The organism is Rhizobium freirei PRF 81, from assembly GCF_000359745.1.
Lineage (GTDB): Bacteria > Pseudomonadota > Alphaproteobacteria > Rhizobiales > Rhizobiaceae > Rhizobium > Rhizobium freirei.
Window position 1 is genome coordinate 60114 of sequence record NZ_AQHN01000013.1, and the last position, 26121, is coordinate 86234.

Annotated in this window: 21 protein-coding genes; 17 read left to right on the top strand and 4 right to left on the bottom strand. The window is 61.0% G+C overall.

From position 1 onward, the window contains the following. Positions 1 to 4 precede the first annotated feature (4 nt). Positions 5 to 2359 (bottom strand): helix-turn-helix transcriptional regulator, encoded by a 2355-nt coding sequence (locus RHSP_RS05895; RefSeq protein ID WP_037149937.1) that lies wholly within the window; start codon positions 2357 to 2359, stop codon positions 5 to 7. A 135-nt stretch (positions 2360 to 2494) separates the two neighbouring features. Here RHSP_RS05895 and RHSP_RS05900 point away from each other — a divergent pair, with 135 nt between their 5' ends. The 9 genes from RHSP_RS05900 to RHSP_RS05940 all read left to right on the top strand — a co-directional run bounded on the left by RHSP_RS05900 (position 2495) and on the right by RHSP_RS05940 (position 14206). Next, a complete protein-coding gene (locus tag RHSP_RS05900; RefSeq protein ID WP_037149940.1) occupies positions 2495 to 3523 on the top strand; it encodes an ABC transporter permease in 1029 nt (342 codons plus the stop codon). Beyond that, complete coding sequence (locus RHSP_RS05905) at positions 3523 to 4404, top strand: ABC transporter permease (RefSeq protein ID WP_004110559.1); 882 nt, start codon at positions 3523 to 3525, stop codon at positions 4402 to 4404. The genes RHSP_RS05900 and RHSP_RS05905 overlap by 1 nt, the downstream gene beginning before the upstream one ends. Positions 4405 to 4407: 3 nt before the next feature. Further along, a complete protein-coding gene (locus RHSP_RS05910; protein WP_004110561.1) occupies positions 4408 to 6054 on the top strand; it encodes an ATP-binding cassette domain-containing protein in 1647 nt (548 codons plus the stop codon). A gap of 17 nt (positions 6055 to 6071) precedes the next feature. Continuing rightward, positions 6072 to 7628: a hydantoinase/oxoprolinase N-terminal domain-containing protein gene (locus RHSP_RS05915; protein ID WP_004110563.1), complete on the top strand. Its 1557-nt coding sequence runs from the start codon at positions 6072 to 6074 to the stop codon at positions 7626 to 7628. Next, positions 7621 to 8754 (top strand): DUF917 domain-containing protein, encoded by a 1134-nt coding sequence (locus tag RHSP_RS05920; RefSeq protein ID WP_004110566.1) that lies wholly within the window; start codon positions 7621 to 7623, stop codon positions 8752 to 8754. The genes RHSP_RS05915 and RHSP_RS05920 overlap by 8 nt, the downstream gene beginning before the upstream one ends. Positions 8755 to 8795: 41 nt before the next feature. Then, on the top strand, positions 8796 to 10391 hold the full coding sequence (locus RHSP_RS05925) for an ABC transporter substrate-binding protein (RefSeq protein WP_004110569.1): 1596 nt from the start codon (positions 8796 to 8798) through the stop codon (positions 10389 to 10391). A 170-nt stretch (positions 10392 to 10561) separates the two neighbouring features. Continuing rightward, a complete protein-coding gene (locus RHSP_RS05930; protein ID WP_004110571.1) occupies positions 10562 to 11638 on the top strand; it encodes a DUF917 domain-containing protein in 1077 nt (358 codons plus the stop codon). After that, on the top strand, positions 11635 to 13173 hold the full coding sequence (locus tag RHSP_RS05935; RefSeq protein WP_004110573.1) for a hydantoinase/oxoprolinase N-terminal domain-containing protein: 1539 nt from the start codon (positions 11635 to 11637) through the stop codon (positions 13171 to 13173). The genes RHSP_RS05930 and RHSP_RS05935 overlap by 4 nt, the downstream gene beginning before the upstream one ends. A gap of 88 nt (positions 13174 to 13261) precedes the next feature. Continuing rightward, a complete protein-coding gene (locus RHSP_RS05940) occupies positions 13262 to 14206 on the top strand; it encodes an isoaspartyl peptidase/L-asparaginase family protein (RefSeq protein WP_037149944.1) in 945 nt (314 codons plus the stop codon). A 67-nt stretch (positions 14207 to 14273) separates the two neighbouring features. Here RHSP_RS05940 and RHSP_RS05945 read toward each other — a convergent pair whose 3' ends face one another. Both RHSP_RS05945 and RHSP_RS05950 read right to left on the bottom strand, forming a co-directional pair. Continuing rightward, the gene (locus RHSP_RS05945) at positions 14274 to 14813 is read right to left on the bottom strand and encodes a GNAT family N-acetyltransferase (protein ID WP_004110577.1); all 540 of its coding nucleotides are present in this window, start codon (positions 14811 to 14813) and stop codon (positions 14274 to 14276) included. A gap of 74 nt (positions 14814 to 14887) precedes the next feature. Continuing rightward, positions 14888 to 15898 carry a LacI family DNA-binding transcriptional regulator gene (locus tag RHSP_RS05950; protein WP_004110579.1) on the bottom strand — a complete coding sequence of 337 codons (1011 nt, stop codon included), beginning with the start codon at positions 15896 to 15898 and terminating at the stop codon, positions 14888 to 14890. 338 nt (positions 15899 to 16236) lie between these two features. Here RHSP_RS05950 and RHSP_RS05955 point away from each other — a divergent pair, with 338 nt between their 5' ends. The 7 genes from RHSP_RS05955 to RHSP_RS05985 all read left to right on the top strand — a co-directional run bounded on the left by RHSP_RS05955 (position 16237) and on the right by RHSP_RS05985 (position 23753). Then, positions 16237 to 17223: a sugar ABC transporter substrate-binding protein gene (locus RHSP_RS05955; RefSeq protein WP_004110580.1), complete on the top strand. Its 987-nt coding sequence runs from the start codon at positions 16237 to 16239 to the stop codon at positions 17221 to 17223. Positions 17224 to 17382: 159 nt separating this feature from the next. After that, entirely contained in the window at positions 17383 to 18918 is a 1536-nt protein-coding gene (locus tag RHSP_RS05960; RefSeq protein ID WP_037149946.1) for a sugar ABC transporter ATP-binding protein, read from the top strand. After that, entirely contained in the window at positions 18902 to 19924 is a 1023-nt protein-coding gene (locus RHSP_RS05965) for an ABC transporter permease (RefSeq protein ID WP_004110584.1), read from the top strand. The genes RHSP_RS05960 and RHSP_RS05965 overlap by 17 nt, the downstream gene beginning before the upstream one ends. A 227-nt stretch (positions 19925 to 20151) precedes the next feature. Continuing rightward, the gene (locus RHSP_RS05970; RefSeq protein WP_004110586.1) at positions 20152 to 21216 is read left to right on the top strand and encodes an ABC transporter substrate-binding protein; all 1065 of its coding nucleotides are present in this window, start codon (positions 20152 to 20154) and stop codon (positions 21214 to 21216) included. Continuing rightward, positions 21213 to 22247, top strand: coding sequence for a FecCD family ABC transporter permease (locus tag RHSP_RS05975; protein ID WP_004110589.1), 1035 nt, complete (start codon positions 21213 to 21215; stop codon positions 22245 to 22247). Before RHSP_RS05970 ends, RHSP_RS05975 begins: the two co-directional genes overlap by 4 nt. Then, complete coding sequence (locus tag RHSP_RS05980) at positions 22237 to 23025, top strand: ABC transporter ATP-binding protein (protein WP_240535370.1); 789 nt, start codon at positions 22237 to 22239, stop codon at positions 23023 to 23025. The genes RHSP_RS05975 and RHSP_RS05980 overlap by 11 nt, the downstream gene beginning before the upstream one ends. Further along, complete coding sequence (locus RHSP_RS05985; RefSeq protein WP_004110594.1) at positions 23022 to 23753, top strand: molybdate ABC transporter substrate-binding protein; 732 nt, start codon at positions 23022 to 23024, stop codon at positions 23751 to 23753. Before RHSP_RS05980 ends, RHSP_RS05985 begins: the two co-directional genes overlap by 4 nt. Positions 23754 to 23870: 117 nt before the next feature. Here the strand turns inward: RHSP_RS05985 and RHSP_RS05990 are convergent, their stop codons facing one another. After that, on the bottom strand, positions 23871 to 24419 hold the full coding sequence (locus tag RHSP_RS05990) for a cupin domain-containing protein (protein ID WP_004110596.1): 549 nt from the start codon (positions 24417 to 24419) through the stop codon (positions 23871 to 23873). Positions 24420 to 24562: 143 nt separating this feature from the next. Here RHSP_RS05990 and aptA point away from each other — a divergent pair, with 143 nt between their 5' ends. After that, complete coding sequence (gene aptA, locus RHSP_RS05995) at positions 24563 to 25897, top strand: omega-aminotransferase AptA (protein WP_037150043.1); 1335 nt, start codon at positions 24563 to 24565, stop codon at positions 25895 to 25897. Positions 25898 to 26121: the final 224 nt, after the last annotated feature.

Sequence of the window (26121 nt, forward strand, 5' to 3'; positions counted from 1 at the left end):
ACGTTCAAAGCCAGCCAAGCGCGGTCGCAGCCCGGATGGCTTCGGCCCGGCGCCGGCAACCGAGCTTGCGAAACAGATTTCCGAGGTGAAACTTCACGGTGACCTCGGAGATGCTGAGTGTATGGGCGATGCGCTTGTTGGACATGCCGCTGGCAATCAATTGCATCATCTGCGCCTCGCGCTGCGAGAGCCCGCCCTGCAGCGCCCGAGCCTGCGGCGAGTTTACGGAAGCAGCAAAGAGCGAGAGCGCAGCACGGACATCGGAAGATGTCTCGATGAAGCCGCGAATGCGCTCATCCTTGAGAAGCGGCGAGAGAAAGATCCGCTCTTCGGAGAGCACACCGTTGCATCCGAGGCGAGTCGACGCCTCGAGCGCTGACAGAAGGTGAGCGCGGGTTGCCGCCTTGTCGCGACGCTGGTACGCGGCATAGCTCTGCCATAGTTGCAGAGCGACCTTTTCGCGGTTCGTCACTTTGGGGTTGGCGACCAGCGCGTCGATCTGGCGGGAGAGATAGGGGCGGGGCGTCGGGAGGCGGACGGCATCGCGCAGCCAGGCCATGACGTAGGAAATCTCGTCGCGCCTCATCAGTCTCGTCAGTTCTTCATGGGCGCTTTCGACCCAGTTGCGGCCGATCCGCATGCGGACCGCTGAAAGCGTGGCGGCAGCATCGCCCCAGCGATTGGCATTCTGATAGGCGATGGCGGTGCGGATTTCCATCATGGCATGGAACTGCAGTCCTTCGGACAGGTGGATCCACAGCCCGTCGAGAAAGCCTGGCCGGATCACCATCGGAAAGTGATCTCCCAGCACCTGTGACGCATAGTGAAGGGCAAACTGCATCAGGCTCGGCCAGATTTCCGAGGCTGCGAAGCCTTCGAACTCGTTTTGAACGAATTGGAGCAGATCGCGCGGCTGCCCCGCTTCATAGGCGATACAGGCTTCCGCCAGCCGCAGCATGCGGAATTCCGCCTCGGCTGCGTGCGGCACCTGTTCCAGTTTCTGTCGTGCCTCTTGCGCGGCGCGGCGCGCAAACAGAGCGTCGCCGCTCATCAGCCGCAACACGGCCTGATGCAGATGGATGAAGAATTCGAGCAACGGCTGGCCGCCCATGTGGCCGAGATAGATCAGCGCCCGCGCAGCGGCAGCTTCCGCTTCGCGAAAATTTCGGCGGCGAATTTCGAATTCCAGCAGGGCGTTGTAGTAGGCTGCCCATTTGCCGTGGTCGCCCATCGGGTAGTCGGCCATGAATTCGCCGAGGCGGGTGATCATGGCGTCGGTCGGCATCAGGTCCTCTGAAATCATCAGGTTCAACCTGAAGGTTCGCGCGGCAAAGGAGAAGCGCGATCCGCGCAGCAAGACCTTGAGCGGGTCCAGATAGTCCGTGCCGAGATGCTTGCCGACGAGGTGACGGACACGCTGCAGCTCTCCGAGCTTCAAAAGCATGCGGGCAAGGGCAAAGAGCACGATCTCGTTGGCTGCGATCATTTCGTGGGAAAAGCGCATGATGATGTCGCGAAACGCATCGAGGCTGTTTCTGTAGATCAGTTCGAGGCCGCGGGAGCGCTCGAGGATCTGTGCCGCGTGCGCCTCATGCCCATGGTCGAGAAGCAAGGTCATGGCTGCAATGGCTCGTCCGGCTTTTTCGAAAGCGGCTGCGACTTCGATGACGGCGGCCGTATTTTCGAAGGTCGCCAGGCGCTCACGGACGGCAATGATAAGAAGCTCTCGCAACTCGCTGTGCCTGTCCGGCTCATCGATGAGAAGAGGCGGCAGCAACCCGCTCCAGTCTTCACCCGCCGTCGGCATCGGTGCTTCGAGCCAGATCGAAAGGGTGGCCGTTTGCGCAGGTGAAAGGTGAGCCAGAAAATTCTCGCGCAAATAATCGATAGCGAGGCGCGGAGCCTGGGAACGGGTCAGCGGCAAGAAGGCCGGCCAGCCGGCATAGCGGTCAAGAAGGCGGCTCGTTTCTTCGGGAGGCAAGCCATCCAATTCTTCCCGTGAGAAGGTCAACTCGTTCGCGTCGATCGTCACCGAGCCGTGATGCAGAATGAGCCGCGCCAGCCCACTGATACGTTGATCGGGCCGGCAGGCGACGACCAGTACATCGACGCTTTCCAGCAGTTGGGCGGAGAGCCGCACCGATCTTGCCGAAACCGGCGCATCCCAGAAAAGCCAGCCGCCTTCGACATCGCTCAAGCGTGGCTGCTGCAAGCTGCAGACATGCCTGCCCATTGCCTCGGCGGCCATCGAGAGCGTCACGGTCTTCCCCGCCCCGGCAGGGGCTCGCAGAAAGATGGCGCCAGCGCGTTGTTCAGCAATGCGGCGGCAAAGACGTGGTCTGGGGATCGGCATGTCCATGTGGCTTTGTAAGCGCCGATGCATAAATAGCCTATACCATAAAGCTCAAAAACTATACTTTTGACCAGTTGTCCATCGTCCGCAGATGGGGATTGTTGTCTGTCAGTTAGCTGGCGAACAAGGAACCTCCCGCCGATGCAGCAACATCCGTTGGTCGCGATTCTGACGCGGCTCGGCACCTTCGTGCTGGTCATGATCGCGCTTTCCATCATGATTTTCGCGCTGGCGCGCGTGGTGCCGGGAGATCCGGCGCGCATGGCCCTCGGCCCGGCGGCAACGCAGGAGCAGGTCGATGCGCTGCGCGTGCAGATGGGATTGGACAAGCCGCTTCCGATGCAATACGCCGATTACGTCGGCAAGGCGTTGCGCGGCGATCTCGGCATGTCGCTGGTTTCGCAGCGCCCGGTCACGACCGATCTCGAGCAGACGGTGCCGGCGACCGTTGAGCTGGTTCTCGTTTCCGTGATTTTCATGTTCGTGGTAGCGATCCCTCTCGGGGTGATAACGGCGCATTTCCGGGATCGCGCGCTGGACCATATCGGCCGTATCCTGTCGCTGACCGGGGTCACCATTCCGAGCTTCCTCTTCGCCATCAGCCTGCAATTGCTTGCCGCCCGCTGCCTGCCGAACTGGCCGATCATCGGCCGCCTCGATCATTCCTTAAGCTTTCACGCTGGGCCGACCGGGTTCCTGTTGATCGACGGCCTGCTGGCGGGACGCCTGGATGTTTTCCTCGACGCGCTCCGGCATCTCGTCCTGCCCGCCTTCGCTCTCGCCATGGCCGGTATCGGGCAGATTACCCGCATTACCCGGTCCTCCATGCTGGAAAACCAGCGTAAGGACCATGTGCTGACCCTGCAGAGCTTCGGCGTGCCGGAGCGGGTCATCATCTTCCGCTATCTCCTCAAGCTGTCGTCGATCGCGCCGCTGACGATCATGGGGCTCGAATTCGCCTCGCTCATCGGCAATGCCTTCGTCATCGAGATGGTATTCGCCTGGGGCGGCTTTGCCTCCTATGGGCTGAACGCCATCCTGCAAAAAGACCTCAATGCCGTGACCGCCGTGGTGTTGGTCGCCGGCCTGTTTTTCATCGTTGCGAACCTGATCGTTGATGTCCTGATCTCGATCATCGACCCGCGCCAGCGCCGCAGAGAGGCACGCTGATGGCCGATACGAAGATGCTTGATGCCTCCGATCGCGCGCTGAGCACCGGCTATATGATGTGGTATCGCTTCAGCCGCAATCCGGCTGCGGTGATCGGCACCTTGATCCTGATTTCCGTCGTGCTGCTCGCGGTCTTTGCGCCGTGGCTCACGCCCTATCCGAAGCATGTCGGCGCCGTGGTCGATTTCCGTGCTCGGCATGTGGCGCCGGATGCCACCCATTGGTTCGGCACCGACAAGGTGGGCCGGGATATCTTTTCCCGCACCGTTTTCGGCATGCGCGTCTCCCTGCTTCTGGTGATCGGCGTGCTCGGCATTTCCGTGCCGATCGGCACCGCGCTCGGTCTGATCGCCGGCTACTTCGGCGGCTGGGTCGAAAAGATCATCACCGGCCTCACCAACGTCATGCTGGCGATGCCGCCGCTGGTCATGGCGCTTGCCGTGTCGAACCTGCTCGAGCCGAACCTGATGAACGCGATGATCGCGATCACGCTGCTGTGGTGGACGTGGCATGCACGGCTGATCTATGCCGTTTCCAAGTCAATCGCCTCCGAAGACTACATCGAGGCGGCACGGCTTGCCGGCGCCGGGCCGATGCACATCCTCTTCCGTGAGATCCTGCCGAACTGCGTTGCGGTGATTTCCGTCAAGACGACCTTAGATGCGGCTTTCGTCATCCTGTTTGGCGCGACGCTCAGTTTCCTCGGCTTCGGTGTGAAGCCGCCCATTCCCGACCTCGGTTCCATGGTCGCCGATGGCCGCCAATTCATGCCCAGCTATTGGTGGGAAGTCGTCTGTCCCGGTGCTGCAGTCTTCTACGTGACGCTCGGGTTCAATCTTCTGGGCGATGGCTTGCGCGACATGTTTGATGTGGAGAGCTAAGCCATGACCGAGCCGCTTCTCAAGATCGACGCTCTCAACGTATCGTTCACGACCTACGGCCGCACCCGTCAGGTGTTGCGCGATATCGCCTTGACTGTCGCAGCCGGCGAGCGCGTCGCACTGATCGGCGAGACGGGGTCGGGCAAGTCCGTCACGGCAAAGGCGATCATCGGCACCCTGCCGAAGAATGCTGCCATCGGCTCCGGCACGATCTCAGTCGCAGGCCGCGACGTCCTGAAAATGCAGCGAAGGGAACGCGAGGCGCTGAAAGGCACGGCCTTTTCCCTGATCATGCAGGACCCGCTTTCCTCCTTCAATCCGGTGTTCAAGATCGGCACGCACCTCGATGACGTCATGCGTTTTGCCGACAAGCGCGACGGGATGAATTCGTCGAAGGCGGAGCGTCGTACGCGGATCGCCGCCGTCTTGCGGCGCGTCCAGCTTGCCGATGCCGAGCGCGTGATGAATGCCTATCCGTCCGAGCTTTCGGGCGGCATGCGCCAGCGCGTCCTGATTGGTCTTGCGCTGTTGCACCAGCCGAAGCTTTTGATCGCCGACGAACCCGGCACCGCGCTCGACGTGACGACGCAGGACGAAATCCTCAATCTGATCAACCAATTGGTGGTCGAGGAGAACATGGCTCTCCTCATGATCACCCACAATCTCGGCGTCGTGCGCAAGGTTGCCGACCGGGTGGTGGTCATGCACCATGGCGATATCGTCGAGGCAGGTCCCTGCGGCGAGATCCTCACCAACCCGCAGCAGCCCTATACGAAGGCGCTCCTGGATGCCGTGCCTCCGCTTTATGGCGAGCGCGTCACCGATCTGCCGCAGAGCGACCGTGCGCCGATCGTCAAGGTTGAGGGCCTGAACAAGGTCTATGGCAGGAAACCCGGCTTCCATGCCGTTCGCGACGTGAACCTGACGCTGCGCCAGGGTGAAATCTTTGGACTGGCTGGCGAATCCGGTTCTGGCAAGACATCGGTCGCGCGCATCATCATGGAATTGTCGCGTCCGACGTCGGGCAGCATCACCATCGATGCGCCTGCGCCTGGCCGCGGCAAGCGGCTGACGCAGATCGTCTACCAGAACCCCGGCACGTCGCTTAACCCCAAGCGCAACGTTCGGCAAACGCTTGCTCTGCCTTTGAAATCCATCGGCATGGATGGGCCGGCCCGCGAGGTAAGGATGAAGCAGCTCATGGAGCTCGTGCGCTTGCCGCAATCCTATCTGGCAAAATATCCGCATGAGCTTTCGGGCGGCCAGAAACAACGCGTGGCAATCGCCCGCGCGCTGGCCGCCGAGCCGAAGATCCTGATCCTGGACGAGCCGACGGCAGCGCTTGACGTCTCCGTCCAGAAAACCGTGATCGAGCTGCTGTTGCAGCTGCGCGAGGAACTTGGCCTCACCTATCTGATGATCTCGCATGACCTGTCGCTGATGCGCAATTTCTGCTCGCGCATCGCCATCATGCTGCGCGGCGAGATCGTCGAGGAAGGACCGACGCCGGCGGTCTTTGCCGCACCCAATCACCCCTACACACGCGCGCTGATAGCCGCGATTCCCGTCGTCACGGATGAGGAAGAGCGCCTGAAGCCCACCGTGAGCGAGGAAGAGCGTACGCGCTTCCTCGTCAAAACCACAGACTGATTGAAGAGGAGCCTAACGTGTATCGCGTTGGAATTGACGTCGGCGGCACCAATACGGATGCTGTCGTCCTGGAGGGAAAGACTGTTCTGGCGGGGGTCAAGGCTTCGACGACCGAGGATGTGACTTCGGGCGTGATCGAGGCGCTGGAGAAGGTCATCGAGACCTCCCGCATCGCTCGTACCCGTATTGCAGCTGTGATGATCGGCACGACGCATTTTACCAATGCGGTGATCGAACGCCGTCATATGGACGAAGTTGCAGCCATCCGCCTGAGCCTGCCGTCCGGCGCCGGCCTGCCGCCCATGGTCGACTGGCCCGATGACCTGCGCGAGATCGTCGGCAATCACGGCTACCAGGTCAGAGGCGGCTACGAGTTCGACGGGCGGGAGCTTTCGCCGCTCGACGAGGACGCCATCGTGCGCATCGCCGGCGAAATCCGTGCAAAGGGCCTGAAGGCTGCCGCTGTGACCTGCGTCTTCAGCGGCATCAACGATGCCATGGAGCTGCGGGCCAAGGAAATCCTGCAGCAGCATTGCCCGGGCCTGCCTGTCGTCATGTCGAAGGACATCGGCCGTCACGGCCTGTTGGCGCGCGAAAGCGCTGCGATCATGAATGCGAGCCTGCTGTCTCTGGCAGATCGCACCGTTGCTGCCTTCGGCAAGGCGCTTGTCGCAGCCGGCATCCCATGCCCGTTCTACATCACGCAGAACGACGGTACGCTGATGGCTGCCGATGTCGTGCGTGCCTTTCCGGTGCTGACCTTTGCCTCCGGTCCGACCAATTCCATGCGCGGCGCCGCGTTCCTGACCGGGCTGAAGGACGCCGTCGTCGTCGATGTCGGCGGCACCACTTCGGACGTCGGCGCCCTCTCGCACGGCTTCCCGCGTCAGGCTTCCACAACAGTCGATATCGGCGGGGTCCGCACCAACTTTCGCATGCCTGACGTCTTCTCGATCGGTCTGGGCGGCGGTTCGCTCGTCGCTAGGGGTGATGTGGGTATCACGGTTGGACCGAAGTCGGTCGGTTATCGCGTGCGCAAGGAAGCGCTCTGCTTCGGTGGATCGACACTGACCGCCACCGATATCGCGGTTGCTGCCGGCAAAGCCGATATCGGCGACCGTGCGCTGGTCGCCAATCTCGACAAGGGTCTTGTCGAGGCCGCCGTCGCGAAGATCGATGCGATGCTCGAGGCCTGCGTCGAGCGGAGCCGGATCTCTTCGGCGCCGGTGCCGGTCATCGCGGTCGGCGGTGGCTCGATCCTGATGCCTGATCGCATCGGTGATCTCGAAGTGATCATGCCGGAGAATTTTGCGGTGGCCAATGCGGTTGGCGCCGCCATTGCCCAGATCAGCGGCGAGACGGATCGCGTCTTTTCGCTGGTAGACGGCCGCACCCGCGAGAGCGCGCTTGCCGAGGCCGAAGCCGAAGCGCGCGAGAAGGCGATCGCCGCCGGCGCCCTTGCGGAAACCCTTGAAGTTATCGAGCGCGAGGACACGCCGCTAGCCTATCTGCCGGGCAACGCCACGCGCATTCACGTCAAAGTCGTCGGTGAAATGGGAGGCCATCATGCCTGAAACGCGCAAGCAGAAATACGATGATGCCGCTCTGCGCCGGCTGACGCCCGAGGATCTCGATGCGCTGGAAATCGGAGCGGGCATTCTCGGCACCGGCGGCGGCGGCAACCCCTATCAGGGCAAGCTCCTCGTCCTCGAAGCCATGAAGGCCGGTTACGAGATGAAGGTTCTCGCGACCGATGCCATCGAACCGGATGCGCTTTGCATGTCGATCGGCGGCATCGGCGCGCCTGTCGTCGGCGTCGAGCGCATTCGCGAGGGGCGTGAAGGATTGCGCTGCCTGCGCGCCATGGAAGAGCTTATCCGCACGCCGATCGATGCCATCGTCTGCGAGGAGATCGGCGGCGCGAATGCGATGAACCCGCTTGTCACCGCGGCTCTCGGCGGCCTGCCGATCCTCGACTGCGATGGCATGGGCCGGGCCTTCCCCGAAATGCAGATGACGACTTTTTCGATCTATGGCCATAGCTCCACGCCTTCTGTCATGTGCGACCTGCATGGCAATGCGGTGATCTTCAGCCATGCAGTATCCGAAGTCTGGCACGAGCGTATGGCCCGCGCCTGCGTGGTCGCGCAGGGTGGCGGTGCCATGCTGGCGACGGCGCCGATGCAGGCGCATTACGTCCACCAGTATGGTATCCCGAAAAGCTTTACCAAGGCGATCGCGCTCGGCGAAGCGGTGATCCGAGCGCGCAAGGCACAGGAAGATCCGATTGCGGCGGTTTGCGCGCTGGAGGGCGGGCGCCGCGTCTTCAACGGCAAGATCACCGACCTGAAGCGCCATTTGCGCGGCGGCTTTGTGGTCGGCGACATGGAGCTTGCCGGCTTCGACGACTGCAATGGCCAGACGGCGAACGTGGCGATCCAGAACGAGTTTCTGGTCTTCCGCCGCGACGGCATGATCGAGGTCTGCGTGCCGGACCTGATCGTACTGCTCGATGTCGACACAGGCTATCCGATCACCACCGAAATGCTGCGCTACGGACAGCGCGTCGCCGTCGTCGCCATTCCCTGCCACGAGCTGCTGCGCAGCGCGCGTGCGCTCGATGTCGTCGGCCCGGCAGCGTTCGGATACCCGGAGATCACCTATTCCCCGCTGCCGGCCCGGGGGCAGAAGGCAGCCTAATCATAAGCGGGGCAGTTCCCGCATTAAAGAGGAGAACTTGAATGAAGATGGATTCCAAAAGTCTGCGTCTTTCGGCGCTTCTGCTTGCCAGTGCCATAGCATTGCCGCTGACTTCGGTCGCGGCATCGGCGACCGACAAGGTGTCGATCGCAGTCAACACGATGCAGATTTTCAGCTCGCTCGATCCGGCGAAAGTCACGGACTACACGGGCTACATGGCCATCGTGAACATGTATGATGCCCTGACGACGGTCAGCCCCACCGGCGAGATTGTGCCGCATCTGGCGAAATCCTGGGACATTTCCCAGGATGGTCTGACCTACACCTTCCATCTTCGCGACAACGCCAAGTTCCAGGACGGTAAGCCTGTCAAAGCCTCCGACTTCGTCTGGTCGATCCAGCGCCTGATCGGCATCAACAAGGGCCCATCCAATCTCGTTGTCGGCCTCGTGAAGCCCGAAAACGTCACCGCGCCGGACGACAAGACCGTCGTCGTCAAGCTTGATCGCCAGTTCTCGCCGTTCATGGCCGTAACGCCGCTGATGATGGCGCTGAACGAGAAGCTGATCGAGGCAAACTCCAAGCCGGACGACAAATGGGGCGAAGCCTATGTCGGCGAGCACTCTGCCGGTTCGGGGCCTTACAAGCTCGTCAGCTACAATCGTTCCGCCGACATGGTGATCGCGCGCAACCCCGACTATTTCCTCGGCTGGACCAAGGGAACGCCGATCGACGAAGTCCGCTTCGTCCAGACGAGCGACGACGCCACCGTCAAGGCACTTGCCGAAAAGGGCGAGCTCGGCCTTTCCTCGCATGGTCTCGGCAACGATACCTATGAAACTCTCGGCAAGATGGCGAGCTACAAGCTGCTCCAATCGACGACGGCCGGCGGCTTCGTCATCAAGCTGAACAGCAAGGTCTATCCGACCGACGACGTGCATGTGCGGCGCGCGATCGCCTATGCCACCGACTACAAGACCATCCAGGAGGCGATCTATCCCGGCTTCGACATGACCGGTCCGCTGTCGACCGTCTTCAAGGACGCCCATAGCGGCGATATCCAGCCCGGCGTCTTCGATCTGGAAAAAGCCAAGGAGGAACTCGCCAAATCCAAATATGCGGGCCAGAAGATCACGCTGGTCAACAGCTATGTCGCCTCGCTCGCCTTCGAGTCCGAAGTGGCGCTGCTGATGCAGGCCAATCTCGAGCAGATCGGCATCACGCTCGACATCAAGCCCGAGCCCTGGAACCGTATCGTCGAGCTTTCGTCCAAGCCCGAGACCACGCCCGCTTCGACCCAGGTAAACATCTCGCCCAACTACCCGTCGCCCGATGCGATCTTCTACAACCAGTATCACTCCAAGGCTTCCGGCACCTGGATGTCGATGGAATGGCTACAGAATCCCGAGGTCGACGCCCTGATCGACAAGGTGAGGGCGACCACCGACATCAAGGAGCAGAACGCGACCTACAAGGAGCTGCAGTCAAAGCTCGCCGAGCTGCAGCCCGACGTGTGGGCAGTATCGCCGAACCGGCGCTATGCAGCGAACAAGTGCTTGCAGGGCTACGCGTTCATTCCCATGCAGAGCTGGGATCTGAATTTCTCGAACTTCCATTGGGACTGCAAGGCGAACTGATCTTCGCCTGCATAAGACATCGGCCCGGCCCCATTCGGGGTCGGGACAGCTAGAGCAATTCCAGGAAAAGTGCGGAGCGGTTTTCCGCCCGGAATTGCAAGAAAACAAAGAGATAGAGCAGCTCGGAGTTTCCGTGAAAAGCTGAACTGCTCTATTGCCGAAGGTGAAACATGCTTCAGGAATTTTCCGAAGAAAATATCGAGCCGCTCGCAACGGGAGCCTGGATCCTGGGAACCGGAGGCGGTGGCAATCCCTATATTTCGACCCTCAATCTTCGCAGGCTCTATGCCGAAGGTCGTCGCGTACAGGTGATGGATCCGATGGCGCTCGATGATGACGACATGGTTGCCGTCGTCTCGAAGATGGGGGCGCCGCTGGTGGGACAGGAGCGTCTAAGTGATCCCGTGCATCTGGCGCGTGCGGTCGAGGTCATGGAAGACTACCTCGGCAAGCCGTTCCGCGCGATCATGAGCGTCGAGATTGGCGGCTCGAATGCGCTGTCCTCCTTCCTCGCTGCCGCGATGCTGGGCAGGCCGGTCGTCAACGCCGATGCGATGGGACGGGCCTATCCCGAGGCGCAGATGACCTCCTTCGCCATCGGCAATCTGCCGATGTATCCGCTTTCCCTGGTCGACGTGCGCGACAACGAGGTCATCGTCACCAAGGCCGCGTCCTGGAAATGGATGGAGCGGATTTCGCGCAAGGTCTGCACGGAGGTCGGCTCGACTGCCGCCACTTGCAAGGCGCCGCGCACTGGCCGCGAGGTGAAGGATTGGGGCATTCACTACACGATCACCAAGGCGACGGAACTCGGCCGTACCGTCATCGAGGCACGCGCTCGCCATGACGATCCGGTGAAGGCGGTTCTCAACCACGAGGGTGGCAAGCAATTGTTCCGTGGCAAGGTGATCGATGTGGCGCGAGAAACCACCGGCGGCTTCCTGCGCGGGCGAACCGTGATCGAAGGCATCGATGCCGACAAGGGCGCGCGCATGGAACTTGCCTTCCAGAACGAATGGGCCGTCGCTTTCCGCGACGGCGATCCAGTGGCGATGACGCCGGATCTTCTTTGCCTTCTCGACACGATTTCCGGCAGCGCCATCGGCACGGAATCCGTGCGTTACGGCCAACGTGTGACCGTCGTGGCCTTGCCCGCACCTGAGCTATTGACCTCGCCTGCGGGGATCGCTGCGGTCGGTCCTCGTGCCTTTGGCTATGACATTGATTTCAGATCGGTATTCGCATGAAACGCATCGGTATTGACGTTGGCGGCACCAATACGGATGCCGTTCTGATCGACGGTGAGAAGATCATCGCTTCCATCAAGGTTCCGACGACGCAGGATGTGATGTCCGGCGTGAAAGCGGCCCTGAGCCATGTCGCCGGTCATGCCGGCGCATCCGGCCGGCCGATCGACGCCGTCATGATCGGCACCACGCATTTTACCAATGCTGTCGTCGAGAGGGCGCGGCTGGAAAGGGTGGCGGCGATCCGCATCGCGCTGCCGACGGGCGCCTCCTTGCCGCCGATGTGCGATTGGCCTGGTGATTTGCGCGCGGCTGTCGACCCACTCATCTTCATGGTTCACGGCGGCCATGAATATGACGGTAGCCCGCTCGTTCCCATGATCCCCAACGAGATCCGCGAAGCGGCCATGAAGATCCGCGATGCCGGCATCACATCTATCGCGATATCGGCGACCTTTTCGCCGCTGACGACGGAATGCGAGGTCAAGGCTGCCGAGATCGTCCGTTCGGTGATCCCCGATGCAAGGATCACGCTGTCGCACACGCTTGGACGGATCGGCCTGCTCGAGCGCGAAAATGTCGCGCTTCTCAATGCAGCACTGCAGTCGCTCGGCAGGACGACGGTACAGGCATTTTCGGATGCGCTGCGCGAAGCAGGCGTTACGGCCCCCTTCTATCTGACGCAGAATGACGGCACGGTCGCTCTGGCTGATGTCGCCGCGGCCAATCCGGTTCACAGCTTTGCATCCGGCCCGACGAATTCGATGCGGGGCGCAGCTTTCCTGACCGGCTTGAGCGACGCTATGGTCGTCGATGTCGGCGGCACGACATCGGATATCGGCTGCCTCGTCGGTGGCTTCCCGCGGGAGGCGAACAACATCGTCCATATCGGCGGCGTGCGCACGCTGTTCCGCATGCCCGATCTCCTGCCGATCGCGCTTGGCGGCGGAACGATCATCGATCCGGAAACAGGCAAGATCGGCCCGCGTTCGGTTGGCTATCGCATCCTGACGGAGGCACGCGTCTTCGGCGGCAACACGCTGACGACGTCGGACGTCGCCGTCGCCGCCGGTCTGATCGAGATGGGAGACAAGGATCGCGTTCGCGATCTCGACCCGGCCTTCGTGAAGGCGAGCCTAGAACGCATCCGCGACATGGTGACAGACAGCTTCGATCAGATGAAGACGTCGGCGGAGGATGTGCAACTGATCGCCGTCGGCGGTGGCGCCTTCCTGATCCCCGACAAGATCGCGGGTGCTTCAGAGGTTCTTCGCGTCGAAAATGCCGGCGTGGCGAATGCGCTTGGCGCTGCGATGGCGCAGGTTTCGGGCGAAGTTGACCAGGTATTTTCCGGATTGAGCCGTGACGAGGCGATCGCCAAAGCGGAAGCCGAGGCGCAGGGTGCCGCCGTTGCCTCGGGCGCCAGCCGCGCTAGCCTGGAGACGCTCGAAGTCGAGGACATTCCGATCGCTTATCTGCCTGGCGGTGCACGCCGCGTAAGAGTAAGGGTCATCGGCGATATTGCCTTCAACTGAAATTGCGCGCCTGGCCAGGTTGGTCGGGCGTCGTTCGTGGGAGCGATGATTGGCAAATAGGTGTGCCGGCATCGGATCGGAGTGGGAAATGACTAGAATTGCGCTCGCCATTCATGGTGGTTGCGGTGTCATGCCGGAAGACAGCATGACGCCGGAGGAATGGGAGGGGGCTCGCCGCGACCTTGCTGCGGCCCTGCGTGCGGGCTATGCGCGGCTCAAAGCCAGCGATAGCGCTGTCGATGCGGTCGAGGCTGCAGTCGTGGTCATGGAGGATAGCCCGCATTTCAATGCCGGGCACGGCGCGGCGCTCAACGAGAACGGTGTGCACGAGCTCGATGCTTCGATCATGGATGGCGAGAGTTTGGAGGCGGGTGCCATCAGCGCGTCACGGGCGATCCGCAACCCGATCAAGGCCGCCCGCGCGCTGATGAAGGATGGCCGCGCCGTCTACATGACCGGCCCTGCAGCCGACCGTTTTGCCGAGGCCAAGGGTCTGCAGGTCGAGTCGCAGTCCTATTTCACCACGCAGAAGCGGGTCGATGCGCTGCGGGCGATGAAGCGCCATGCCGCCGCCGGCACGGAAGCGACGGAGAATGAAAAACACGGCACGGTCGGGGCGGTAGCGCTCGATGCGAACGGCCATCTCGCCGCCGCGACCTCGACGGGCGGCTACACCAACAAGCCTGACGGGCGCGTCGGCGACAGCCCGGTCATTGGTGCGGGCACCTATGCGCGCGATGGCGTCTGTGCCGTTTCAGGAACGGGCAAGGGCGAGTTCTTCATCCGCTATGTCGTCGGGCACGAGGTGGCGTCTCGCATTGCCTATCTGCGGCAGGACATCGAGACGGCGACGGATACACTGATCAACCATGATCTGGCGCCTCATCAGATCGGTGCCGGGCTGGTCGCAGTGGACGCTCAGGGTGTCGCCGTTGCGCCATACAATACGCCGGGGATGTTCCGCGGGTGGGTGACGCCCGAAGGCAAGGCTTTCGTTGCGACGCACGAGCAAGTCTACGAAGTCGAGCTCTAACGAGAGGTTGACTGCGCAAGGATGCGCGGCTAGCACTGTGCTTCGGCCGTGGGAGGTGGCCGTGTCGCTATGCTTCGCGTGCAAGCGTATAGCGGCACTGAAGGATGGTCTCGCGGCGCGAGCGTGAGAGAAGCTCCCTGCTTTCAATTTGTGTGAAGCCCAAACTCGCCAGTATTCGACCCGATGCCGCATTGTCTGATGCGTGACCGGAGACGAGCCTCGATAGGCCCACTTCGGAGAAGACGAAGCCGATCATCGCCTGAGCAGCTTCAAAGCCGTAACCCTTGCCCCAGACAGTTCTTTCCAGCCAATAGCCGAGGCTGCCTTCGCCGGCGCTAATGCCATCGACATCGACGATTCCGATCATTCGTCCCTCTCGTTCGATAGCGAAGCGATAGGCGGTTCCCTCGGCCCATTCCTGCTCGTGGCTGGCAAACCAGTTCTCCATATCCTTCTCATCGGCGGGATAGGTGGCGTTGGCCAGATTGCGCGTCACGTTCCAATCGCTCTGAATTTCCAGGGCTCTTTGCGCGTCGGCAACAGATGTCGGTCGCAGGCTGAGGCGGGCCGTCTTGATATGCGAGCGGGGGATGGATCTTGCGGTCATGGTAAGGTGCCCTTGCAGATTGAGCATCAAATGCGAGATCGCGATTTAATTGCAACGCACTTTCCCGCAGCTGTTCAGTCCGGCTGAGGTGCTGCGGTCGTCTCGCCCTCGGCAAGCTCGCAGGCGAACAGGACCGGATCGTCGACACTCGGCACCGGTTTCTCGTTCAACAGGACCGCTACGGCGGCAGCGGCGATCTTCTGGATCGGCTGCTTCACCGTGGTCAGCCGTGGTATCGTCATAGCGGAAAGCGGGATGCCGTCGAATCCGACGATGGAAAGTGCCGCAGGGATCGGAATACCCAGATCATGCGCCGCCCGCATGCAGCCGATCGCCTGCTGGTCCGAACTTGCGAAAATCGCGGTCGGGCGCTCGTGGCGGGCACGCGCGAGAAGATAATTTCCGGCCGAGCGGCCGCTTTCATAGTCGAAACCGGCCTCGGCGATCAGCGGCGGCCCCGCCAATCGTCCGCCATCGCCGGCCTGCTTCATTGCGTCGAGATAGCCCTCGAGGCGATCATTGGCGGGAACGGAATGCTGAGGGCCTGAAATGAAGCCGATTCGGCGATGGCCGAGCTTCAGAAGATAGTCGATGCCAAGCCGGACGCCGCTGCGATGATCCGAAGCGATACCGGAATATCCGGGCATAAGGCGGTCGACGACGACGATCGGCAGCCCTTTCGGCAGTTTCAGCGTATGGAAATCGTTGCTGGGAACGAGAATGATGCCGTCGACCTTCCGGCTGGTCAGTTGCCCGATCCGGTCCGCCTCCTTCGCAGCATGATCGAAGGAGGTCATGACGATGATGTTGTAACCGTGCTTTGCGGCTGCCTGCTCGGCAGATTGGACCAGTTCCGAGAAGAAGGGGTTGGTCAGATCCGGAATGACGATGCCTATGAGGCGGCTGACTTTGCTGCGCATGCTCCTTGCGGATGGGTCAGGCATGTAGCCGAGTTCTTTGATTATGCCGCTGACACGCGCTCTCACTTCCTGCGTGACAGAGGGATGGTCATTCAGGACTCGCGAAACGGTCCCGGTAGACACTCCGGCGAGCTTGGCGACGTCTCGAATCCCGACCTTTGGCATAATGGCAACGCATGTCCTTCATCTTCGTCTTCAGCCGCCGCAAAAGGCGTCTGAGCCGGGTTTGCAGATAGCGGTCTCTAGCGCCTTCATCAAAGCGCCGCATCCTAAATTTGCCTGCCACCGCGCCCATGCAACGGAAACAGCAGCATGCTCTATGGAAACGGTTCAGCGAACATACTGCAGCATATGGTAAAAATTGCAATCCATGCTGGTTTTAGGTCGATTTATGGCGCCTTGACAATTTTCGGAGGCATTGCTACCCAATAGATGTTGGAAACGGTTCATTGTCGCCGACAACTCAGGTGGAGCTGAGCCCAGAGCCGTTCGGGAGGAAAGAAATGTCCAATTCCACTAAGCATGAATCCGTCTTGTTCAATGCGCCGCGTCGCTCGGCGTTGAAGCTCGGCCTTGCCGGCACGTTGGTGCTGGCACTGTCCTGCGGCGTGTCGCCCGCCTTTGCTGCCGGCAAGCCCAAGGTCGGCCTGATCATGAAATCCTTGTCCAATGAGTTCTTCAAGCAGATGAAGGCCGGCGCCGACAAATACGCTGCTGAAAACAAGGACAAGTTCGACTTCAAGGCCGTCGGCATGAAGGACGAGCGTGATTTCGCCGCACAGGTCGACGCCGTCGAGAATTTCGTGACGCAGAAATACGACATCATCGTCGTCGCACCGGCCGATTCCAAGGCCATGGCCACCCCGCTTGCAAAGGCCGTGAAGGCCGGCGTCAAGGTCATCAACATCGACGTGCCGCTCGACGCCGACGCAAAGAAGGCGGCCGGTATCGATCTTGCCTTCTTCGGGCCTGACAACAAGGAAGGCGCCAAGCTTGCCGGCGATGCGCTCGCCAAGGATCTGGGGCCAGGCGCAAAGGTCGTGATCCTCGAAGGCAATCCGGAAGCCGACAACGCCAAGGAGCGCAAGGAAGGCTTCGTGGACTCCATCAAGGGCGGCAAGCTCGAGCTTCTCGACAGCAAGACCGCGCATTGGGAGACGGAAGAAGCCAACACCGTCATGACGAATTTCCTGACGAAGTATAAGAATATTCAGGGTGTTATGGCTGCCAATGATTCCATGGCCCTCGGCGTGGTGAAGGCACTCGATGCGTCCGGACAGAGCGGCAAGATCAAGGTCGTCGGTTTCGACAACATTCCGCCGGTCAAGCCGCTGATCAAGGATGGCAAGATGCTCGCCACCGTCGAGCAGTACGGCGCGGAAATGGCTGTCATGGGCATCAAGTATGGCCTTCGCGAACTTGGCGGTGAGAAATTCAGCGGCTGGGTCAAGACCGACATCAAGCTCGTCACCACCAAGGACGTCAAATAGTCTACACTATCGGCTTTGAGACCAAGGGTGGCGCCGGTTTCCGACCGGCGCACTCCATTCGCCACCGCTTTCTCTGCTCGTTGCTCCGGACAGGCCGTTTCCGAACCGCCCCGGTGCACCCAGCGCGGAAGGGTGACCATCTCCCATTCGAAATAGAACATGCATGAGGTGGACGTGTCAGGCACAGACGATGATTTCATCCTGAAACTGGACGGAATAGGCAAGCGCTTCCCGGGCGTCGTGGCGCTCAGGAATGTCTCCATGCAGATCGGCCGCGGCAAGGGGCATATTCTGCTTGGTGAGAACGGTGCTGGAAAGTCCACCCTGATCAATTTGCTCGGGGGTGTTTTCAGGCCGGACGATGGCCACATCCTGTTTGATGGCCAGCGTTACGATCCATCCTCGCCGCTGGAGGCGTTCAAGGCAGGCATTCGTGTCATCCATCAGGAACTGCATCCTCTTTCTAATCTTACGGTTGCCGAGAATCTGCTCTTCGAGCATCTCCCTCGCCGATACGGCTTGGTGAACTACAAGGAAATGAACAGCAGGGCGGCGGAGCTGCTGGCGGAAGTCGGCCTCGACGTGGCGCCGACGACACTGGCCAGCCGCTTGAGCGTCGCGCAGCTACAGCTGCTCGAGATCGCCAAGGCGCTCTGCTACGAAAGCAAACTTCTCGTTCTTGATGAGCCGACGGCGACCTTGACCTCCAAGGAAGTCGATCGCCTTTTCGAAATTTTGAGGCGGCTGAAAGCGCGTGGCGTCACCACGCTCTACATCTCCCACAGGCTGGAAGAGATCTTCGAGGTCGGCGACGACGTGACCGTGCTGCGCGACGGCCAGCATGTCATCACGCGGCCGCTGGCAGGATTGGCGATTCCGCAGATCGTCGAGCTGATGGTCGGGCGGACGCTCTCTGATCACGGCGCCTTTCGCGGTGACAGCGTCGTGTCCGGGGAGGCGCTCGGGGTTTCCGGCCTGAAGGTCACGCGCAACAGCCCGGAGCTGTCCTTTTCCGTCGCCAAGGGCGAAATCGTCGGCATTGCCGGCCTGGTCGGCAGCGGCCGGACGGAAGCGGTCCGCGCCATTTTCGGCGCCGACACCAAGGCGGCCGGGGAAATTCGCATCGATGGTAAACGCGTCGAGATCGACTCGCCGAAGGATGCCGTTGCCGCCGGGCTGTGCCTGGCGACAGAAGACCGCAAGATGCAGGGCCTGATGCTCGACATGAGCTGCGCCGAAAACACCACGATAACCGATCTCGGCAAGGTCTCCCGCAACGGCCTGATTAGCCGAAATGCGGAGGACGATCACGCGCAGCGCCTCGTGCGGGAGCTGCGGATCAAAACGCCCTCCATTCATCAGATCGTCAGGACGTTTTCCGGCGGTAACCAGCAAAAGGTGGTCATTGCCAAATGGCTGTTCCGCGGCCCGAAGGTATTGATTTTCGATGAGCCGACCCGCGGCATCGACGTCGGGGCAAAGGCCGAGATCTACGATCTTCTGTGGAAATTCGCCGCCGAAGGGAAGGGCGTTCTGGTCGTCTCTTCGGACCTGCCTGAACTCATCGGCATTTGCCACCGCATCATCGTTCTGTCGGACGGCAAGATCGCCGGAGAAATAGCTCGAGACCAATTCGAAGAGAGCAGGATCCTCTCACTCGCTTACAAGGAGTACAGTCGTGTCCGGCAGCATTGAACAAACGACCGAAGCGAAAGAGAGCCGCTTCTGGGACAAGCTCATCCGGATCTCGATGAAGGAGGCGGGCGTCGCGATCGCCCTCGTCCTGATCGTGATATTCTTCTCGGCCACCGCGCCGTATTTCGCGACGCCGGAGAATTTTCTGAAGATCTTCGTTCAGATCGCCATCAACACCGTACTGGCCTCGGGCATGACCTTCGTCATTCTGACAGGCGGCATCGATCTCTCCGTCGGCTCGCTGCTTGCCCTTTGCACTGTTATCGGCGCGACGATCATGGTCGATCCCCGGTTTTCCCCCTGGCAGGCGATCGTGCTGGCGTCGCTCGCCTCGATGGGCACGGGCGCCGTCCTTGGCGCGATCAATGGCTGGGTGTGCGAGAAGTGGAAGCTTCCGTCCTTCATCGTCACGCTTGGCATGCTGAACGTTGCGAGCGGCCTGGCTCGCGTGGTCAGCGACAACTCGACCATCACCGGCCTGCCGCAGCCTTTCGTCGACTTCGGTAACCTGATCTTCTGGGGCGTATTTCCTTCGATCTTCCTGATTGCGATCGTCGTCGTCCTCGTCGGCTGGTTCGTACTGCGTTATACGGTGTTCGGTCGCTTCGTCTTCGCGATCGGCACCAATGAGGAAGCCGTCCGATTATCAGGACATGAGCCTAAACGGTTCAAGATCGCGGTCTTCACGATTTCCGGGCTGACGGCGGGCATTGCAGCCATGGTCTATCTGTTGCGCCTCAATGTCGGCAGCCCTGTTGCTGGTATCGGCTATGAACTGAATGCCATCGCGGCCGTCATTATCGGCGGAACCAGCCTCTCGGGCGGCAAGGGATCGATCGTCGGGACGCTGGTTGGCGCTTGCATTCTGCAGGTGCTGTCCACGGGGCTGCAGCTGCTCGGTGCCGATGACAACATCAAGCCGATCGTCATCGGCGCCGTCATCGTGCTGGCCGTCATTCTCGACAGCTACCGCGGCCGGTTGATGCGGATACTCGAGACACGATGATCCGCGGCTGAACATCGGCGGCATTGGATGAGGCGCGGGGTGGACCCCGCGCCTTTGTCGTCTTCAGCGGGGGTATTCCAAAACGCGAGAGCATTCAGAAAACTCAAATATTTCCGTGGCTTCCAACATAAGGTGGCGATAGTGCGAGGGCACATTTTCGCAGCCGCGGAGCCGTTGTATACGGGGAAATATAATGCTAGCGATTGGGATAGTCTCAGGAGAATCCCATGCTCAGCCGTCGTCATCTGCTCTTCATTGCGAAAATCTCTCTTCTTTTCGGCAGTTTGCTGTTTTCCGCTCCGGCCTGGGCGGATCGCGTCGTGACCGACCAGATCGGCCGGCAGGTGCATATTCCGGATACGGTCAACAGCGTCGTCATCCTGCAGCATCAGACGCTGAATATCGCGGTTCAGCTTGATGCGATGGACAAGGTGGTCGGCGTTCTCGACGAATGGAAGAAGCAGCTGAGTGCCAATTATGTGCGGCTCGTGCCGCAACTGCCCAATCTGCCGATGCCGGGCGGTCTAACCAAGGTCAATATCGAAGAGCTCCTGAAACTGAGGCCGGACGTGGTCTTCGTGACCAATTATGCGCCAGCCGACATGGTGAAGCAGATCGAGGATGCCGGCCTTCCCGTCGTGGCGATCTCGCTTCTTGATGTCCCGCCGGAGGAAGCCGTCAAGCTCAATCCCTCCGTCAAGGATGAGCCGGCGGCGATCGATGCCGGCTTTGCGGCCGGCGTGCGGCTCATCGCGGATGTCCTTGGCCGCAAGGAAAAGGGTGAGGAGATGATCGCGGTCACCAAGAAAAGCCGGAAGCTCGTTGCCGACCGCGTTGCCGATATTCCGGAAGACAAGCGCTTGCCGGTCTATATGGCGAACCCTGATCTCACCACCTATGGCCGCGGCAAATATACCGGCCTGATGATGGAGCGCGCCGGTGCCCGCAACGTGGCCAATTCGATCAGCGGCTTCAAGCAGGTGACGATGGAAGACGTGCTGAAATGGAATCCCGCCGTGATCTTCGTTCAGGAGCGCTACCCCGCCGTCGTCAGCGACATCAAGAAGGCCGCCGCCTGGCAGACCATCGATGCCGTCAAGAATGGCCGCATCTATCTGATGCCGGAATATGCCAAGGCATGGGGCTATCCGATGCCGGAGGCGATGGCGCTCGGCGAACTCTGGATGGCGAAGGAGCTTTATCCCGAGCGCTTCAAGGATATCGACATGCAAAAGGAAGCGGACGCCTATTACAAGGAATTCTACCGCACCGATTATCGCGCGGCGCAATGAGCGCCACGGCTTTCCCGCGGCTGGCGCCACAGGCTGTTATCGCCGTGTTGGCGATCCTGCTTTCGGTCGCTGCGGTCGTCTCGCTAGGGATGGGGCGTTACGACATTCCATTCCTGCGGGTCGTCGAAATTCTCCGGTCGCCGATCTCGGCACCTGCAGTGCCCATAACGGCGACTGAGGCCAATGTCGTATTCACGGTGCGCATGCCGCGCATCTTGCTGGCGCTGTTGACGGGCGCGGGCCTCGCTCTGTCTGGGGCGACGCTGCAGGGTGTGTTCCGCAATCCCCTGGTCGGGCCGCAGGTCGTCGGCGTTTCCTCCGGGGCCGCCTTCGGTGGCACGCTTGCCATCCTATTGAGTTTCTCGCGTTATGGCCTGCTCGGCGCAGCCTCTGCCTTCGGGCTGTCCGCTCTCATCATCGTCTATGCGTTGAACGGCATCGTCGCCCGGCGCAACATCCTGGCGCTGGTATTGGCAGGTGTTGTCGTCAGCGGCTTTTTCGGGGCGTTGGTGAGCCTGGTACAGTATCTTGCCGATACGGAAGACAAGCTGCCCACCATGGTCTTCTGGCTGCTCGGCAGCTTTGCGACGGCCAACTGGGAGAAATTCTCGCTGGTTATCGGTCCGGTCGTGATCTCCGGCCTGCTGTTGCTGGGTCTGCGCTGGCGCATCAACCTGCTGTCGATCGGCGACGAGGACGCCCGTGCGCTCGGCGTCAATGTCGAGCCGCTGCGCTGGCTGATCCTGATACTCGTTTCCTGCATCGTCGCGGCGCAGGTTGCCGTCAGCGGCATCATCGGCTGGGTCGGGCTTGTCGTGCCGCATATGGCGCGCATGCTCGTCGGCCCGGATCATCGGGTGATGATGCCGGCTTCTCTGCTCATCGGCGGGCTCTACCTGCTTGTTATAGACACCATCGCACGAACCGCGACGGGCTCGGAAATTCCGTTGGGGATTCTCACGGCACTGATCGGTACGCCTGTCTTCGCACTGGTGTTGAGGCGGACGCAGAGAGGTGCGCGTGGTTTCTGATCCCGTCAAGCTGCAGATAATGCGGGCAAGCCAATCTTATGATGGCGAGCGCTGGCAGTTTCGCGATCTCGACTTCGAGCTGAGTGCAGGCGAGATCATCGCGATCTTGGGGCCGAACGGCCGTGGCAAATCGACCCTGTTGCGCGTGCTGGCCGGGCTTCAAAGGCCGACTTCCGGAGGTGTTCACCTCAACGAGGGCACCGGCTTCGTGCCGCAGGAGTTTTCCGGCTCATTTCCCTATTCGGTGCTGGATGTGGTGCTGATGGGTCGTGCGCGCCACATCGGCCTCTTCCAGACGCCGCGCAAGATCGATGTCGAGAAGGCGATGGTAGCACTGGATGCCACCGGCATGGCCGGCTATGCGCGGCGCAACATCGATGCGCTCTCCGGCGGCGAGCGTCAGCTGGTGCTGATTGCCCGGGCGCTGGCCGGCGAGAACGCAATATTGCTGCTCGATGAACCGGCTTCCGCGCTTGATCTGAAGAACCAGGATGTGGTGCTGTCGTTGCTCGCCACGCTTGCGGACCGTGAGCAGCTGGCCATTGCCTTCACGACGCATCAGCCAAACCACGCCGTGGCCGTTGCCGACAAAGTCCTGCTCATGCTTGACCAGGCCAGGGCGGTTTTCGGCCCCACGGCCGACGTGATGACAGAGGCCAATCTTGAAGCGCTCTATGGTGTTCCGGTCCGTTCGACGGTGCTCGGAAGTGGCGAACTCATGGAAACGGCTTTCGTACCGCTGTTCAGGCAAAGGAATAGGAGAGGAAGTCGCCCGTGAGTAATGCAGTTCATGTCCTGTCCGCCGGCAGTCTGCGCTATGCTTTTCCTGCGATCATCGGGGCTTTTGGTCAGGAAACCGGCATTGCCGTTTCGCTGATGCTCGGACCGGCAGGATTGTTGCGCGAAAAGATCGAGGCGGGCGCAAGATTCGATCTTTTCGCTTCCGCCAATATGGCGCATCCGCAGCGTCTCGCTGCCGGCGGTCTAACGGAAGATGCCATATGCTTCGCCCGAAACCGGCTGTGCGTACTTGCCCGCGCCGATCTCGGCCTGACGTCGGAGAACTTTCTTGCAGTCCTGTCGGACCCGGCAACCAGGATCGGCACGTCGACGCCGGGCGACGATCCGGGTGGCGATTATGCTTTCGAGGTTTTTGATCGCATTGAAGCCCGTTATTCAGGGAGGGGTGAGGCAATAAAATCCCGCGCGCGGCAGCTGGTCGGCGGTCGCAATTCGCCGCCGACGCCGCCGGGCAAGGGTGCCGGTTATCTGATAACCGACGGCGAAGTCGATCTCATGATGAGCTATTATTCGAATGCGCGCCTGCTGAAGCAGGATCCGTCGTTTAGCGTCGTTGAGATTCCTAGCGAATTTCAGCCGGTCGTCGAATATGGCATGGCCATCCGCAAAGATGCGGACGTGGAAACGAGGCATCTAAGGAATTTTCTGCTTTCGGCGCGTGGGCAGAAAATTCTGAGCGAGGCCGGCTTTTCTCCCGCCGGCTAATCCGATCGAGCTTAGGGATATGTTATATGGCTTCGCCGTTATGCGCGGCATGATGAGCTTTGCTACCATTTGCACCTGTCAAAAACCTATAGGGCCACGGCGGTAGCTCTGAAACAATCAGAAGCTTGGTGGCGTGCAGGCGCTGATGACCTCGCAAGGAACCGGGCCGACGCAGCGGAAACGATGCGGGCGGCGGCTCTCGAAATAGTAGGCATCTCCGGGGCCGAGAATGCGCCGTTCATCGTCGACGGTCACTTCGAGGCGGCCGGACAAAACGATGCCGCCTTCCTCGCCTTCATGCACGAGCAGCACCTTGCCGGTATCGGCTCCCGGCTGATAGCACTCTTTCAGGATTTGAAGGCTGCGGCCGAACAGATTCTCGCCAATCTGGCGATAGGAAATCGGACCCTTGCCGATCTCGACCAGTTCCTCGGCGGCATAGAAGGCTTTCTTCGGCGCTTCCGGCTCGAAGGCGAAGAACTCGGCAAGGCCGATCGGAATGCCGTCGAGAATCCGTTTCAAGGCGCCGACGGATGGATTGGCCGAATTGGATTCGATCAGCGAAATCGTGGAATTGGTCACGCCGGCGCGTTTTGCGAGCTCCCGTTGCGAAAGGTTGCGCGCAAGCCGCAGATGGCGAAGACGATTGCCGATATCGACGGACATTGTGATTCCGCGTTTCAGGTGTTCGAAATATCGAAAACTCTACACATCGCATCAGTAATATCAATAGCTTAAATCAGCATAGAAAAGGACTTGTTCGGCGCGGGAAAATCACTGATTTCAGTGGTAGCGTAATGGAGGCGACGATGGACAAGATCACCCACACCAACACCCCGGTTCTCGACAATTTCTGGATGCCGTTCACGGCAAACCGGCAGTTCAAGGCGGCCCCCCGGCTGCTGGCCGCGGCCGATGGCATGTATTACACCGACGTCGATGGCAACAAGGTGCTCGATGGCACGGCCGGCCTTTGGTGCGTGAACGCCGGCCACGGCCGCAAGAAGATTACCCAGGCGGTCGAACGCCAGCTTTCGACGATGGATTTCGCCCCGACGTTCCAGATGGGACACCCGATCGCCTTCGACTTCGCCGCAAAGCTTGCAGCACACGCGCCGGGCGGCCCGAAGGCCGGGCTCGACCGCGTATTCTTCACCGGCTCCGGCTCCGAATCCGTCGATACCGCGCTGAAGATCGCCATCGCCTATCAGCGCGCGATCGGGCAGGGCACCCGCACCCGCATCATCGGCCGCGAAAAGGGCTATCACGGTGTCGGCTTCGGCGGCATTTCCGTCGGCGGTCTCGTCAACAACCGCCGCGTTTTCCCGCAGATTCCGGCCGACCACATGCGCCACACGCTTGATGTCGAGCGCAATGCCTTCAGCAAGGGATTGCCGGCGCATGGCATCGAGCTTGCCGAGGATCTCGAGCGGCTGGTCGCGCTGCATGGCGCCGAAACCATCGCCGCCGTCATCGTCGAGCCGATGTCCGGCTCCGCCGGCGTCATCCTGCCGCCGAAGGGCTATCTCGAGCGGCTGCGGGCGATCGCCGACAAATACGGCATCCTGTTGATCTTCGATGAAGTGATCACCGGCTTCGGCCGGCTGGGCACGCCCTTCGCGACGGACTATTTCGGTGTCGTTCCCGACCTTGTGACGACGGCCAAGGGCATCACCAACGGCACCATCCCGATGGGTGCGGTCTTCGCCAGCCGCAAGGTCTATGACGGCCTCATGACCGGCCCGGAAAACCAGATCGAACTCTTCCATGGCTATACCTATTCGGGGCATCCGGTTGCCTGCGCCGCCGGTCTTGCAACGATGGAAGTCTACGAGGAAGAAGGCCTGCTGACGCGTGCCAGCGAACTGGCGAGCGATTGGGAAAATGCGCTGCATTCGTTGAAGGGCCTGCCGCATGTGGTCGACATCCGCAATCTCGGCCTTGTCGGCGCGATCGAACTCGCGCCGCGCGACGGCGCTCCCGGCACACGCGCGTACGACGTCTTCGTCGATTGCTTCCAGAAGGGGCTGTTGATCCGCGTGACCGGCGACATCATCGCCCTGTCGCCGCCTCTCATCATCGAACGCGCTCAAATCGAGACGATCGTCTCTGTGGTCGGCGACGCGCTGAAGCGAGCTGCCTGATAGCTAAAAGCCTGGCTGGCGGCAAATTGCCGGTCAGGCTTCTTCATGAAAAATCTGCGCCTGGTCCGTAGATGCCGCGCTGCCCCTTCAAATGCCGGCACAAATCCCCCGCTCAATTTTGTATTTCCAAGGCTGGCGTCAAGAATGCCAGAGCGTCATAAAACGCTCTTGACCGCAATCCGCGCCAGCGAATTCGATCCGAGGTGCCGGCAAGGAGAGATAGA